The sequence below is a fragment of the Nostoc sp. genome (genome assembly GCF_036917135.1).
Lineage (GTDB): Bacteria > Cyanobacteriota > Cyanobacteriia > Cyanobacteriales > Nostocaceae > Nostoc.
Window position 1 is genome coordinate 22,458 of record NZ_JBALEA010000009.1, and the last position, 15,286, is coordinate 37,743.

General features: G+C 41.8%; 12 protein-coding genes. 6 read left to right on the forward strand and 6 right to left on the reverse strand.

Features of this window, described 5'->3' with window-relative positions; genetic code table 11:
- Positions 1-332: 332 nt before the first annotated feature.
- The 3 genes from V7K50_RS01890 to V7K50_RS01900 form a co-directional block, all read right to left on the reverse strand.
- Entirely contained in the window at positions 333-959 is a 627-nt protein-coding gene (locus V7K50_RS01890; protein ID WP_334956726.1) for a cytochrome c oxidase subunit 3, read from the reverse strand.
- Positions 960-1,111: 152 nt separating this feature from the next.
- Positions 1,112-2,848 carry a cytochrome c oxidase subunit I gene (gene ctaD, locus V7K50_RS01895; RefSeq protein WP_334956728.1) on the reverse strand — a complete coding sequence of 579 codons (1,737 nt, stop codon included), beginning with the start codon at positions 2,846-2,848 and terminating at the stop codon, positions 1,112-1,114.
- 116 nt (positions 2,849-2,964) lie between these two features.
- The gene (locus V7K50_RS01900; RefSeq protein ID WP_334956730.1) at positions 2,965-4,053 is read right to left on the reverse strand and encodes a cytochrome c oxidase subunit II; all 1,089 of its coding nucleotides are present in this window, start codon (positions 4,051-4,053) and stop codon (positions 2,965-2,967) included.
- 578 nt (positions 4,054-4,631) lie between these two features.
- Here V7K50_RS01900 and V7K50_RS01905 point away from each other — a divergent pair.
- The 3 genes from V7K50_RS01905 to V7K50_RS01915 all read left to right on the forward strand — a co-directional run bounded on the left by V7K50_RS01905 (position 4,632) and on the right by V7K50_RS01915 (position 7,210).
- Entirely contained in the window at positions 4,632-5,573 is a 942-nt protein-coding gene (locus V7K50_RS01905; RefSeq protein ID WP_334956732.1) for a COX15/CtaA family protein, read from the forward strand.
- 254 nt (positions 5,574-5,827) lie between these two features.
- Positions 5,828-6,781: a heme o synthase gene (locus V7K50_RS01910; RefSeq protein ID WP_334956734.1), complete on the forward strand. Its 954-nt coding sequence runs from the start codon at positions 5,828-5,830 to the stop codon at positions 6,779-6,781.
- Between the two features lie 165 nt (positions 6,782-6,946).
- Positions 6,947-7,210: a type II toxin-antitoxin system HicB family antitoxin gene (locus V7K50_RS01915; RefSeq protein ID WP_334956736.1), complete on the forward strand. Its 264-nt coding sequence runs from the start codon at positions 6,947-6,949 to the stop codon at positions 7,208-7,210.
- A 20-nt stretch (positions 7,211-7,230) separates the two neighbouring features.
- Here the strand turns inward: V7K50_RS01915 and V7K50_RS01920 are convergent, their stop codons facing one another.
- Both V7K50_RS01920 and V7K50_RS01925 read right to left on the reverse strand, forming a co-directional pair.
- On the reverse strand, positions 7,231-7,416 hold the full coding sequence (locus tag V7K50_RS01920) for a 2-oxoisovalerate dehydrogenase E1 subunit beta (RefSeq protein ID WP_334956738.1): 186 nt from the start codon (positions 7,414-7,416) through the stop codon (positions 7,231-7,233).
- Positions 7,417-7,436: 20 nt separating this feature from the next.
- A complete protein-coding gene (locus V7K50_RS01925) occupies positions 7,437-8,801 on the reverse strand; it encodes a protein kinase domain-containing protein (RefSeq protein WP_334956740.1) in 1,365 nt (454 codons plus the stop codon).
- 190 nt (positions 8,802-8,991) lie between these two features.
- Between V7K50_RS01925 and V7K50_RS01930 the strand changes: the two genes are divergently transcribed.
- The 3 genes from V7K50_RS01930 to V7K50_RS01940 all read left to right on the forward strand — a co-directional run bounded on the left by V7K50_RS01930 (position 8,992) and on the right by V7K50_RS01940 (position 12,065).
- A complete protein-coding gene (locus V7K50_RS01930; RefSeq protein ID WP_334956742.1) occupies positions 8,992-9,867 on the forward strand; it encodes an MBL fold metallo-hydrolase in 876 nt (291 codons plus the stop codon).
- A gap of 610 nt (positions 9,868-10,477) precedes the next feature.
- Complete coding sequence (locus tag V7K50_RS01935) at positions 10,478-10,699, forward strand: hypothetical protein (RefSeq protein ID WP_334956744.1); 222 nt, start codon at positions 10,478-10,480, stop codon at positions 10,697-10,699.
- Between the two features lie 352 nt (positions 10,700-11,051).
- Positions 11,052-12,065 carry a hypothetical protein gene (locus V7K50_RS01940; RefSeq protein ID WP_334956746.1) on the forward strand — a complete coding sequence of 338 codons (1,014 nt, stop codon included), beginning with the start codon at positions 11,052-11,054 and terminating at the stop codon, positions 12,063-12,065.
- Positions 12,066-12,788: 723 nt separating this feature from the next.
- Here the strand turns inward: V7K50_RS01940 and V7K50_RS01945 are convergent.
- Entirely contained in the window at positions 12,789-15,095 is a 2,307-nt protein-coding gene (locus V7K50_RS01945; protein WP_334956748.1) for an IMS domain-containing protein, read from the reverse strand.
- Between the last annotated feature and the right edge of the window lie 191 nt (positions 15,096-15,286).

Consider the following 15,286-nt stretch of genomic DNA (forward strand, 5'->3'; position numbering starts at 1 on the left):
GTGTTGTTGTTATGAAGTTGTTGTAATAATTCTAGCAATATAACCATATATTAAGTAAATTTTACACTAGTTCACACGATCATCTAGCTTCATGGATAGGGCTAAAAAACAGATATTGGATTGATTAGGGACTTCTAAAAAAAATACTCTAACTACTTCTTGTGAGGTGGGTGTCTCCGCCCGCCCATATACAAAGGCGCTCATGTTGCCCACCCCACAAGATTGGAGAATTTATTTGTTGTCAGTCCCTTATACATATAGTCACAAAAAAAGCCCCCTACTGGGGGCTGATTAAGTTGTTCGCGTGGAATGAGCAACTAAATAATTAATACTCAGAGTAAATACAGTAATCCGAACAAAATAATCCAAATCACGTCAACGAAGTGCCAGTAGATTTCGGCTGCTTCAATACCAAAGTGCTTTTCGTTACTGTAGTGACCCGGAACGCGCGATCGCCACAACACAGAAACAATTGCCAAAACGCCGATAGTTACGTGCAATCCGTGGAAACCAGTCAAAACGTAAAATGAACTAGCAAATAAATTGGTAGTTAAACCAAATTCTAAATGGGTATATTCATATACTTGACCTACCAAGAAAGTAGCACCCATCAGAGCTGTAATTGCTAACCAGATTCGCGCACCCTGCGTATCGTTCTTTTTGATCGCAGTGTCAGCATTGTGCATGACAAAACTACTAGAAATTAGATTGATGGTGTTGACTCCAGGTAGCAATAGTTCTAATTCTGGGGTACCTGCTGGCGGCCACACGGGCAAGGTAGCACGAAAAGCTAAGTAGGCTCCGAATAGTCCCATAAAAATCATCCCTTCAGCAATCAGGAAGACATATAGCCCAAACAGGCGATGATCTGGATGTTCTTCGTGATGACCGACGGACGCTTCTGCCGCGTGGTGATGATTTAGTTCGGTTTTAGCTGGGTCAATAGTTTGACTTTGCATGAATTTTGATTAAGTGGGGAGTGGGGAGTTAAAAGTTAGGAGTTAGGAGTTAGGAGTTAAAAGTTAGGAATTAGGTGTTAAAAGTTAGGTGTTAAAAATTTTTAACTAACAACTTTATTAAACTCATCACTCCTAACTCATCACTCCTAACTCTATTTCCGGTCTTCAGGATTTGCGGCAACTGCTGGGTCTGGTTCTGCTCTTAATACTGAATTTGGCCCAGCAGATAAAAATGGATTTGGATCAGATAAAGGTACACCTTCATCAGCCTTTTCTAAACCGTAGTCGTAGGGGCCTGTAGCCAAGACTGGGGTTTGATCAAAATTTTCGATCGCAGGTGGTGAGGTAGTCATCCACTCTAAGGTAAGCGCCCTCCAGGGATTATTACCTGCTTTCTCGCCATATAACCAACTCCAAATGGCATTGATAATGAAGGGGAATGTCGAAATCGCCAGTATATAAGAGCCATAAGTGCAGATTTCGTTCAGTGTGGTGAATTTGGGGTCATATTGGGCGATCCGGCGATTCATGCCCATTAAACCCAGCTTATGCATGGGTAAAAAGGTCATGTTTAAACCGACAATTGTTAAGGCAAAGTGAACCTTACCCCAAAATTCGTTTACCATCCGTCCCGTCATTTTCGGGAACCAGTGGTAAATGGCAGCAAAAATCCCTAACACACTACCGCCAAATAAAACGTAGTGCAGGTGGGCAACTACAAAATAAGTGTCGTGAACGTGAATATCAAAGGGCACTGCTGCCAACATCACGCCACTAATCCCGCCAATGACGAAGGTGCCAACAAAGCCAATGGCAAATAGCATGGCACTGTTAAGCTGGATTTTTCCACCCCATAGAGTTGCTAACCAGCTAAATATTTTAATTCCCGTGGGTACGGCAATGATCATGGTGGTGATCATAAAGAACATCCGCAACCAACCGGGAACACCACTGGTAAACATGTGGTGCGCCCAAACAATTAGCCCCAAAAAGCTAATAGCGAGAGAAGAATAAGCGATCGCTTTATAGCCAAAAATCGGCTTGCGGGAATGAATGGGGATAATCTCTGAAATTGCGCCAAAGAAGGGCAAAATCATAATGTAAACTGCTGGGTGGGAGTAAAACCAGAACATGTGCTGGTATACTACTGGGTCGCCACCGCCAGTTGGGTTAAAAAATGTTGTCCCGGCAATTAAGTCAAAGGAAAGTAGAATCAAACCTGCTGCTAAGACTGGAGTCGATACCAAAACTAGCGCTGAAGTGGCGAACATCGCCCAGCAGAACAAGGGCATTTTGTGTATGTCCATGCTGGGGATACGCATCTTCAGCAATGTCACCAGGAAATTTATCGACCCCAAAATTGAGGACGTACCCAGTAGCAGGACACTCATAATCCAAATGCCTTCGCCCACTTGTCCTGTTACCAAACTCAGGGGAGGGTAGGAAGTCCAACCGGCATCTGGTGCATCGCCTACCACCAAACTAGCGATTAGCAACACACCCGCAGGGGGAATCATCCAAAAGGCAACAGCATTCAGCCGAGGAAATGCCATATCTTTTGCCCCAATCATCAGGGGAATTAGATAGTTAGCAAATCCTGCCCCGGCTGGCACGATCCACAAGAAAATCATGATCGTGGCGTGCAGTGTGAACAGACTATTGTAGACTTCCGGGGTAACAAAATCTACCTCTGGAGTTCGTAGTTCAGTACGAACCAAGTCAGCCATTACGCCGCCAATGCAGTAGAAAATAAACGACGTGACGAGGTATTGAATCCCAATCACCTTATGGTCGGTTTGAAAGCCAAAGAAGTCTTGCCATTTTCTGATCCCCGGTTCCTCAAGAAGGGCGGGGATATTGGCAGTTTCTTGCAACTGAGCTTGTGTCATAGTCGTTAGTTATCTTTTGTCATTTGTCCTTTGTCATTTGTCCTTTGTCATTTGTCAGTTGTCCTTTGTCAGTTGTCATTTATTTAGACTAATGACTAATGACCGATGACCAATGACTAATGGTGAACTTGATGGAGGATTTCTGGCTGAATTCCCATGTCCTTGGTATAAGGGGCGAGGAATTCATTTGGGGATAGATCGGCAGGGTTAACAGCGATCGCTTGATTTAGTGTTTCTTTACTAGCAACTAACTGTTCTTGTACCCATTTGTCAAAGGCTTCTTCTGGCTCAACAACTACTGGCGCTCTCATCGCACCGTGGTAGGGGCCACAAAGTTCAGCACAGATGAGGACATAATCTCCTACTTTTTTGGGGGTGAAGCTAATCTCGCTTTGTCTACCGGGGATCGCATCTTGTTTGATGCGGAATTCTGGCACCCAGAAGGCGTGAATGACATCGTTGGCTGTCATATTGATTTGCACTTTTCGCCCGATGGGGACGTGCATTTCACCTGTAGTGATACCAGTTTCAGGATAGGTGAAAATCCAGGCATATTGTAAACCAGTGACGTTTACCTGTAATTCTGCTGGTTTGCCTGCTTGATTGGGACTATCCCCAATTGTTGGGGCAACAATACCGACACCTGGGGCATTCCGCAGTTGGGGGATTTGGTCAGCATTGCGGACTTCTGCGGTAGCTGGGTCTTCCATTGCCTGATCAGATTTTTCTTGATTGAGGTTGGGTACGATGCCAGGAGGTGTATCGCTTAAAGTTGCGGCCATGGCACTTCCATGCCCTGGCATTTTCATCGACTCCTGATTCATCGGTGCTTCATGGATGGAATGGGGATCAAAGCCACCCATTTCGTTGTAGACATCAAAGCTGTAAACAGAAATACCGATAACGATAATTGCTGGGATCGCCGTCCAAAGAATTTCTAGAGGTACATTGCCCTCAACTGGTGGGCCGTCTTCATTGTCACCTGCACGCCGACGATATCTAAATGCAGAGTAAATTAAAATACCTTCAACGAGCAGGAATATACCTGTAGAAACGATCATCATCGCGTTGAACAGACCATCCACCAAAACGGCTTCATCCGTGGCTGCTGCTGGCAACAGACCGTGATTTTGACCGTACCAAAGGCTGGCTAGCGTTAGCACGATGCCAATGAGTAATGTCCAGATTGAACTTGGGATCTTCACGGCTTACTTAAATTGAATTTACTACGTTATCTTAAAGCTGCCCACTTACTAAGGTAGTCTAGGCTGTAAGAGATGGAGTCCAAAGGTCTGAAATTTTTATTAATTTTTTTGACTATTTTACTAATCTTGAGTAAGAGTCTAATATCATCTAACCCCAAAAATAGATGTAAATCAATCTAAAAATTTAATAAAAAATTTAGGATCTTGAAATTAATTGCCATTTATCAATTTCTCACATCTTGAAAAATACCTAAAGCTTCAGGGAAAACTTTGCTGGAGTGATTCAAAGTATAAGTGAGTGCTAATCTATAAACCTTTAGCCTATACGCTAGGGTGAAGATGGGACGCTAAAAGAAAATGAACTAGGGACTAGGGACTGGGAAGAGGGGAAGATTTAGATGCGGATTCAGTCCCTAACCAAATCTTACTCATATTTTCTTGCCCAGTCCCCAGTACCCAGTACCCAGTCCCGGAGCGCCCATTCCTCCCAAACTTGCTGCGTGGAAGTTGGGGAATCCTGGGCGCTACCTGTTGAAAATTTGAAGAGAGCCACCAAGAGCGGGCAGAAGGTATCATTCATGAGCGAATTTGTCCTACAACAACAAAATGAAGCGGCGCTTGGGCAGCAAAAGCCCAAGGAAATGATTCGGCGCTTGGTGTGGAAAATGTGCATAGCCACCTTAATTTTGATGGCCATAGGCAGTGCCACCCGCGTCATGAATGCTGGGCTTGCTTGCCCAGACTGGCCATTATGCTATGGCGAACTTGTGCCAGCCAAGCAAATGAATTTCCAAGTGTTTCTGGAGTGGTTTCACAGATTGGATGCAGCTTTAATTGGTTTAAGCGCGATCGCACTTTTTGGTTTGTCCTGGTGGCGTCGTCGTTTCTTACCCTCTTGGCTGCCTTGGGCATCCACCTTTGCCCTGTTTTTAATCGTCTTCCAAGGCATCTTAGGGGGACTCACCGTTACCGAACTGTTGCGGTTTGATATCGTTACCGCCCATTTAGGCACAGCGCTGTTGTTTTTTAGCACTCTCTTGATTATCGGCACAGCACTCACGCCCTATCAGGGGAATGGAACCGTTGGTAAGTTGCCTTGGGTCGGTTTAACTGCTGCTGTTCTGGTTTACCTGCAAAGTCTGCTAGGTGCTTTGGTAGGCTCTCGCTGGGCGCTACACCAATGTCTCGGCGGTTCTCAACTTTGTACTGTAATGTACAGCCATATTGCTGGTTTGGTGCCGCCAACAGTGGCAACCTTGGCAATGGTATTTATCAGTTGGCGGACACCAGCACTACATCCAGCCTTGCGGCGACTGGCAAATATGGCTGGTGCGTTGTTGACCTTACAAATCTTGTTGGGATTCGCCACTTTCAAATTACACCTCCAAGTCGAGCCTCTCACCGTCTCTCACCAAGCTATAGGAGCTGCTTTGCTGGGTACTTTGGTGGCTTTCACAGTTTTATCACTGCGTGACTGGGCTACTAGCCGCGACATCACAGTGTTGAGCAATGACTGCTGAGTATGGAGTGAGGGAACAGGGGGAGTAGCGGAAGGAAGAATTTCTAACTTGTACAGACGCGATTAATCGCGTCTCTCCAAACTCCTAACTCCTGTACAGACGCGATTAATCGCGTCTCTACTAAAATTATGGCCGCAACGGCGAGTATTGCGACCCACGCAGGTGCAGAAAATCTGTGTTTTCATTTGCCTGAAAGAGCCACCTTGAGCGGGGGCTGCATATAAGTTGTTGAAAAATAAGGAACCAGAGCCAAAATGATTGAGACTAATGTCTCTCGCCACCACGGAACATTTTTACAGGTAGTTCAAAGCTACTACCAGCTAACGAAGCCTCGGATTATTCCGTTGCTTTTGATTACTACGGCTGGGAGTATGTGGATTGCTGCTAAGGGAGAAGTAGACCCATTGCTGTTGCTAGTAACTCTCACTGGTGGCACCTTGGCGGCTGCAAGCGCCCAGACGATTAACTGTGTGTATGACCGGGATATTGATTATGACATGGAGCGGACGCGCCATCGTCCCATACCTTCTGGTAAGGTGCAGCCGCGCGATGCTCTAATTTTTGCGATCGCACTGGCGACGATTTCCTTTACACTCCTAGCAGTATTTGCCAACTTGTTAGCCGCGCTGCTAGCTTTCTCTGGCATCGTCTTTTATATTTTGGTCTATACCCACTGGCTAAAACGCCACACCACCCAAAATATCGTTGTTGGTGGTGCGGCTGGGGCAATTCCAGCTTTAGTAGGTTGGGCTGCCGTCACAGGCACTTTAAGCTGGTCAGCATGGTTAATTTTTGCCATCGTCTTTTTGTGGACACCTCCCCATTTCTGGGCTTTAGCTCTGATGATTCGGGATGATTACGCAAAGGTTGGGATACCAATGCTACCTGTGATTGAAGGTGATACGGCAACCGTGAAGCAGATTTGGTACTACACACTGGTAACAGTATTTGCAACCGTGTTATTGGTATATCCTTTGGGTGCAAGTGGAATTCTTTATGGTGCGATCGCCCTAATTCTGGGAGGATTATTTATCCACAAATCTTGGCGGTTGTTGCAAAATCCAGAGGATCGCGCTGTAGCTAAAGAGTTGTTTCTCTTTTCCATCTCCTACATGATGCTGTTGTGTCTGGGGATGGTAGTCGATAGTCTTCCCGTTACCCATAATTTAATTAGTGCGGTGAGTAATCATCTGCATTTTATTGGATAGGGGATGGAAAATTTAGCGATCGCGTTTGGTAAAGGGGCGCGATCGCATTTTCAGAAATTAAAAAATATAGATAATAATTAGAGTTTGGCGGATTTGCGATTAAAAGTAAAATTTCAGTTATAACCAAATTGATTAAAAAGCTGAATGAAGTTGTAAAAAATATAAATGTTGACAAATTACATTCGTACAGCAATGCACAAAGCAACCTACGAGTTGCTTGAGCATGGAACTTTCTATAGCGAAATTCCAGAATGTCCAGGAGTTTGGGCAAACGCTGCAACACTAGAAGCTTGCCGGGAGGATTTGCAAGATGTTCTTGAAGGATGGATTATTTTAGGATTGCGTTTGGGTCATACTCTACCGATACTTCATGGCGAGATTGTCTATATATTGGGAAGAGGAGTAAAACGCAAAGGAACGCGGAGTTGAGCGCAGAGGGACGCAGAGTTTTAAAGCAGTATCCAGATTATTTTGGAACGCCGTTGTTCATTAGGAAAATGGCAGTGAACTTCATCACGAACCATTTCCTGTAGTGTTTCTATATCGTCAGCCTGAGTAAAAATTGACTCGGTTAGAGCTACTGCTGTATAACCACCATCTGGATCATCTTCAACGAGAAATACAATTTCACTCATAGCGAATCTTTCCTTAACTACTAAATTTTACAATTCACAAGCCTTGATGTGAGGGCAGAAAGTCTTTTCCTTCTTTCATCTAATCTCATACTCCATACTGCTCTGGGTAGTTGTCCAGCCGGAGCAGTTAATGTAAATGATAGAAAATCATAAGGCTTCCAATTATTTTTAATCCGCCAACCTAGACACTCTCCAAAATATTTCCAAGTTTCCAAATCTAAGTCAGGTTTTCCCCCAACGCTATCCCATATTCGCTTCTGGATACTAAAACCAAAGTGTGCATTACTGTATTTTACCCATAAGATATCAATAGTTAAGATATCTTGACAGGGAAATTTCTCGATATCTTGTACTCTGAGATAACCTTCTTTTTCTCGACGGGATATTCTAAGCATAAGCTTCCAGGTTTCTTGATCAGCTTCTCTCCATTTTCCAGATGCTAATAATTTTTGCAAAATTGTATAATCAATACCTACTGCTGAATTCAAATTTTCAGTATTAATAACTTGTATTACCTCATCCACAGATTGATAGCGTTCCTTCAGATAATCCTGAATTAACTTATCTAAAACTTGAATCATAACAGGTGTAATATTTGTACCTTTTGGGAAATATTTTTTCCATCTACACCCACCTTTTAGGGCATCATAAAGTTCATCAGAACCATCTGGTTTTGGAAAGCATTGGGTTAACAGCCGAATACAAGTTACACCCAAACTATAAAGGTCACTCGCAGGGAAAACTTGACCACGCATTTGTTCGATTGGTGCATATCCAGGTGTTCCTACTATTGTGCCAACACCTAAAACAGGTGCCTTCATCTGTTTAGAAACACCAAAATCAATTAATATTAGCTTGCCATCCAGACGGCGCATGATATTTTCTGGCTTGATATCTCGATGAATTACACCGCGTTCATGGATAAACTTCAGGATAGGCAATAAATCAGTTAAAAGCTGTTTGATCTTTTCTTCGCTAAAGGCTCCCTGCTGCTGCAATTCTTGTAATAAATTCTGCCCCTGAATAAACTCTTGTACCAAATAAAGCCGCTTATCTTGTTCAAAATAAGCAATCAAACGGGGAATTTGCGGGTGTTCTCCCAAATCATACAAACGCTTCGCTTCTTGCTTAAATAACTCTGTTGCTTTCTCAAGTGCAGCCGTTCCTTCAAATTGAGGAACAAATTGCTTAATTACGCAAGGTTCGTCTATTTTATCTGCATCCCTAGCTTCATAAGTTCTGCTAAATCCACCCTCACCCAAAAGTCGTATTACTCGGAAACGATTTCTGAATAATGGTGTGAGTGTTTGTCCACACTTAATGCAAAACTTATTGTCATCAGGGTTAAAAGGATTTGAACAACTAGAATTAGAACAGTAAAGCATATTTGGGAATATATCAGCAGATAGTGTCTATGTTCAGTTTTCCCAATTTCTGCTTACTGGGTTTCATAAGTCTTTATATTTTTGAGCAGATTTATTTCTAGTGGCGGCTACAGTCTCAAGTTACTTTTGCTAGCCTAGTGATATAAGGTTTATCGCTCCCCAGGAAGCGCCTGGAAGCAAAAGGATTAATATGGCTCATTTAAATCAGCGTCGTCCCCAAAATGTCAACGGCGATTTTTATGTAGATACTACCTGTATTGATTGTGATACCTGTCGCTGGATGGCTCCTGAAGTATTTTATGATGTTGATGATCAATCGGCTGTTTATCATCAACCAACCAATGAGGCGGAAAGATTAGCCGCGCTGGAAGCACTTTTAGCTTGTCCTACTAGTTCTATTGGCACAGTTGAGAAACCAAAAGATATCAAAGATGCTCAACAAAAATTTCCCATATTAGTAGCGGAAAATGTTTACCACTGTGGCTATCATTCGGAAAAATCTTACGGTGCTGCTAGCTATTTAATTCAACTTCCAGAAGGTAACATTTTAGTGGATTCTCCCCGGTTTACGCCGCCTTTAGTCAAGCGTTTAGAAGAACTGGGGCCAATTCGTTATATGTACCTAACTCATAAGGATGATGTGGCAGATCATCAAAAGTTTGCCGAGCATTTTCAGTGCGATCGCATCCTCCACACCGATGATATTACTGCGGATACTCGCAATGTAGAAATACAGTTAACTGGTTCTGAAGCATTTAGTTTGACACCAGATTTATTAATTATCCCAGTTCCCGGTCACACCAAAGGACAAACCGCCCTACTCTACAAAAATAAGTTCCTCTTCACTGGCGACCATCTCGCTTGGTCAGAAAGTTTGCACCAACTGACTGCATTCTACGGTGTCTGCTGGTATTCTTGGCCAGAACAGATTAAATCAATGCGTAACTTGGCTAATTATTCTTTTGAGTGGGTGCTACCAGGTCATGGGCGAAGGTTTCATGCTGATAGAGAAGCCATGCGCCAGCAGATGCACAAATGTATTGAGTTGATGGAATCTTTGAATTGACCAAATAATTTATAATTATTCGGTTATATGGCAAAACCCACGAAAAACCTAACCCCCTAACCCCCTTCCCGACACCTGCGGTGTACAGACAAGTTATCGAATCACTACCAGTCCTCGAATTACCCCACCCTAACCCTCCCCGTATGTATCTGAATAAAAGTAGCTTTTGCACAAATGCCACTACTTACGATCGCCTTGTTCATTTGAATTTAATTTCAGATACAGCGCTTCCCGCTATTATGCAATACAGTTTTCTCCTTGCCCCTCTTTTAGCATAGCTTTCAGCTTTGAGGATGTACCTCATAGCTGCCGTAAGTGCTGTATAGAGAGCGAAATAAACAATAAGTAGCCTGATAAGCGTTCTCGATTTGATTTAAAACGCTGTATACCTGTGGGCAAATACCCTAAAATTACGTTGCTAGGCGATCAATTTATGAGTGAAATCACAGTTTTGTAGTGAATACAAAGTAATAAAAATAAGTGATTTTACTCAAGCATAAGGAAAATATAGGTATAAATTAAGCATAAATTACATAAACCCGTAAATTTTTACTCATTTGTGATTTGACTGTATTACTTCAAAAATACTTAGAAAACGTCACTGAAAGCAATGATTATAGTCAAAGTTATTCGCAATAAAACTGGAGAACCCGTTAGAGGTTTAAATGTTTATATTAGTAAGGCGATAGCTGGAGGTGTGAGAGACGCTAATACAAATTCAAATGGTGAAGCTCACATAGATTTTCAGCTTCCTTGTAATGGAAAAATTGTGATAGATGGAAAAAATGTATATGAGGGTGAAATGAAAGCTTATATGCCTTTCTATATTTAAAAACACTGGTTCTTCCGGTAATTTTATGGTGAGAGGTTAAAATCAAGGTTTTATAGTGAAGCTTCACTATAAAACCTTAAAACCCAATCCTGATATGGAATACAGCCTATAAGCCCATTGTATTTATTATTAGGTTATACCAATTTTGTATGAAGTTGCATAGAGTGAAAAGGCTAAAAACTTTGCCTGGAAAGCATTCCAGCTTTCTACAGTTCTATGCAGCTTCACAATAATTTGGTATTACATAAAACGAGTTATAGAGCCAGAAACATTGAAGATTTATGGAGTCAATTCATAAAATTGACTTCATAAATAAACTTTATCATATAATTATATTTCCTATATAACCAAAATGAATAACTTAGTTACTTGTATAGAATGTGGACATTATCCAGTTAGCTCTAAAGCTTATCAATGTCCAAAATGTTCAAACAATCCTTATGGACATAGTTGTAAATTCTGCAATACAAATGTAGCAGATTCACAGGCAATAGTAGATAAGGAAAACATCCAAAATGAGGTTGAAGACTATGATATTGAACGAGGTAGATTCACCAACCGCTATGTAACTGTTGAATATAATTATTTTCATTCATCTTGCTTAAATCAAATTAATACTATTCAATATAATTGTCCAACTTGTTCTATACTCAATACATCATTCAATCAATCATGCTTTAAATGTGGTCATCCTTTTAAGGCACAGATATGTACTCACTGCCGACGGTCAGTGCTAGAAGCATTAGCCGTTAAGAATGTTAGTGTTCTAGGCGAGAATAAGTACTTCCATAGAATTTGTGCTAACAAAATTAGACCAAACTGGCAAGTAGAGGAAGCGGAAGCTCAAGCTAAAGCCAAAGCAAAAGAAGAACGTGCTAGATATGAATCTGAACAGGCAAAAATAAAAGCACGTCAACAGGAAGAAGAAAAACTACGTCAAGAAGAAGAAAAAATAAACCTACAAAAAAGGCAAGCTTTTTTAAAGAGAATATTTTCGTTATTAGGCATAATGATAGGATATTCTTTAATAGGATTTCTTTTAGGAAAAGTTGTTCCAGTTTGGCTGCTAATATGTGTAGGTTTAAATCTACCAATTACTTACATATTATTAAATAATAGCTCATCAGAATTACAATTTGTTTATCAACTAGGTTCAAGTATAGGTATAGCTTGGTCTCAATGGCAAAATACTCATAATATAATCGCGTGTATATTTAGCTTTATGATAGCAACTGCCACAATATTTCCATCTTTCTCCGAGGTTGTCAAGCGTACTATTGAACAGGAAGAAATATTTATAATTATCATAATAGTAACTAGCTGTATTGGATTCAGTTTCGGTCGCTTGCTTCAATCAATATTTTGATAAACTCATCAAACCTTTGTCGATATAGCCGTTAGAAGCTTGGAAAATCGCCAGCGCCAGTAGGGTGTGTTAGCACGGAGAGTACGGCACTATGATCAAGGGTTTGGTACCGTACTCTCCGTGCTAAGAGGATGTTTTAAAAGTGGTTGGCTGTAATTTTAGGCACTTTTAGCTCCCCCCAACCCCCCTTAAAAAGCAGGGCTGTTTCATTCCCTAAAGAGCGCTAAATATCACGGGTTCTAGCGATTTAAAACTGATGATTTTGTTACCAGCGTGCCAAGAAAATGAACAATTTTACTGTTGTTCAAGTGCTTAAAATTTCATCTTCTCGTCACCCTCACTTACAATTTTCTTGCTAACCATCTTGACAAATGCTGTTTGAAATGGAATGAAACAGCCCTGCCCTTAAAAGGGGGGCAAAGTCTCTAAAAGTCCTCCAATTTATCGGGGAATTTAGGGGAATCTAAAACGTTTTGCTACCGATCAGAGGACTTTTAAAACATCCTCTAAGACACCCTACGGATCTTTTCAGAAATCAAACCGGATTCCCATACAGTAAAAGCACAATTTATTTAAGTTAAGTAAGTCAAATAAGTAACTAAGTTACTCAATATTAATCTCTTCAAATGCTTCCTCTAAAAGGATACTCAGAATTTATGATTTCTTTAGCCTCAAACCCTTGTAAGGCAAGGAAAATCGTAGACATCGCCTAAAAATTCAAACTTATCTGATGATTTTATTCACAACAGATGCACTCTGAATACGCCATTTACCTCCTTCTCGAATCAAATCATATCGAACTCGCAAATTGTCGCTAGAAGACTTTTTAAACTGACCATTTTCATATAACTGGGTCGCTTCCTTCACCGTAGCAACCACTGCGGCACGATCTGGAAATAAATCAACTTTCTCTACAGATTCCACCTTCAGGCTATGGTCGTACTTGCGGTAGCGGTTGTCTGACCTATCCTGTTGAGCAATCAGCCGCCATTGAGATAAAGCTGAACCAGTTAAAATATTCTCTAAATTATTAATCTCATGATTCGGCCCTAAAGCTTCGGTTTTGGTAAATAGCCAAGTCCGAATGACTTCTTTAGCCGTTGCATCTGTTAAAGGGCCATCTGGTGATTCTGGTTTACTATTTGTAGGAGGAATAGATATTGGTGGTTCATTTATTTGTATAAACAACTGTGAACCACGCCCAGATGATGCCGGAAAAAACAGATTTTTTAACCATCCAAAAGTTGTTGTGGCTAACACCCAGAAAACTAATAGACTCACCAAAGAAATAAACACTCTCCATACCAGGCGTGTTTTCCCTTCTATGGTGTTAGCAAAAGTTCGCCGCCGCCGGGGACGACGAGCATGAGGACGATTATCTGGTAGACGCTCTCGGCTAGAAGATGGAGTAGGTTTTCTTTGCCGACGCTTTTGGTTATGACTTGGTACGGCAGTCTTAGCTGAACCATTCAAGTTCTGATTAGTGCCTCTGCTCATCCGTTCGGCAGCAGGAACCTCTGATTTTACACTTCCAGATGAATTCCATATAGGTGGTGAGAAATTTGAATATTCGGGTGTTTCTTTGGTTGGTGTTTCTGGCAAATCTAGGTCAGGTATTCTGCTGTGATTAAATTTTGCGGAATTTCTAGTTGAATTGTTGGGGAAAGGGGCATTATTTGTCTGGTGCTGGGGAAAATACTGGGAGTTAATTACAGCCCATTCATTAGTTGTTTCTGCATCAGTTGGCAGTGCTTCTAAATAAGCTTGTACCTGTTGGTTGGCAAAGTAATCTTTTAAGAAAGCTTGCTGGCTTGCTAAATCTCGAAAATGTGGAAATACTTCGTGTTGCAACCACTGCTCGGCATATAGACACAGCCCCGGTAACAAATCTGGAGAGTCTTGAGATTTTTCCCGAATAAAAGCTAAAGCTTCGTACTCTTGACTAAGTTCTAAAACACGAGTTGCTTCTTCAGTTTGCCCTAAGAGTAATGCACATAACGACTGTTCTAAATGTACATCTTGGCGCTTGCCCAGACGCATGAGCATTTGCCTTGCTTGACGAATTAAAGCTGGTTGGCGTTGAGCAAATCCCCGTGCTATCAAGGCATAAACAGCTAAGTAAGTGGCAACAGCAGAAGGACGTTTGCTTTGGGCTTCAAATAATTTGTGTTGCTCTGCGACTGTTAAGTGGGTGCGTAACTGCTGGATAAATCGCAGAAAGTCATCTATGTTTAAACCAGAGTCATCATTGCTCGTGCCATCAATGCCACCACGATCTTCTAAGAGGTTTTGCAATAACTCCAAGCCTTGGCTTCGTTCCGCAGTCTTTTCTTGAGGTAATGCCAGCAACTCCAAAATGCGATATGGTCGTAATTTGTAAAGATCCGCCTGAATTTCCGCCTGAACACTGGCAAATAACCCTTCACGTACTAGGAGTTCTTGGCCGGTTTCTAGGGATATGGCGGCATTTTCATAGTGACCTTGCTGCCACTGTTCACGACCTAATTCTAGACAAGCCAGGGCAACAGTGAGAACAACATTTGGATGTTCGGCACTTTCGGGTATTTCTTCGTCTGCTAAATTATGGACTCTTCTTGCACTTATAGCACTATTTTTATTTACCAGGTACGGACGACCTAGTTTTAGTACAAGTTCGTATTCCCCTAACTCTTGCAAAATTAATAAAGCGCCAATTAATTCGTCTTGGGTAATTTCGATACCCAGACTCTGGGTATTAATACCCCTTTTGGTGCTTTCTGTAGGATTTTCCTGTGCTACTGCGGCAGCAGCAAGGTTATCAGGGTCATAGGCGTGGGCAAGATAAAGCTGATCGTAGGTACTGCGTTGTTTTGGATCTGATAAAACCACGTAAGCTTCTTCTATGAGTTGTTTACGAGAAGAAATTGCAGCCTGAGAATACTCACGTCGTGGCAATTGTACAATGCGATCGCTGTATGCCTGACGCAATTGTTCTTCACTTGCCGCCAACGGTAGTCCTAAAATTCGGTAGTAATCTAGCGGAATTCGCACAGCCTACTTCCCCTGCACCGTGATCAACATAATTCACCTAGAGCGTTCCAGGTCTGTAAAACCGTGCCATGTTAATAATAACGTGTGGAATTTACTCTACAAGTGTATATTGCAACAACTTGTTTTATACCTTCCCAAAATTTTGAGTCACATTTTAGTACTAATCTTTTGCTTTCGCCTAGAAAGCCTCA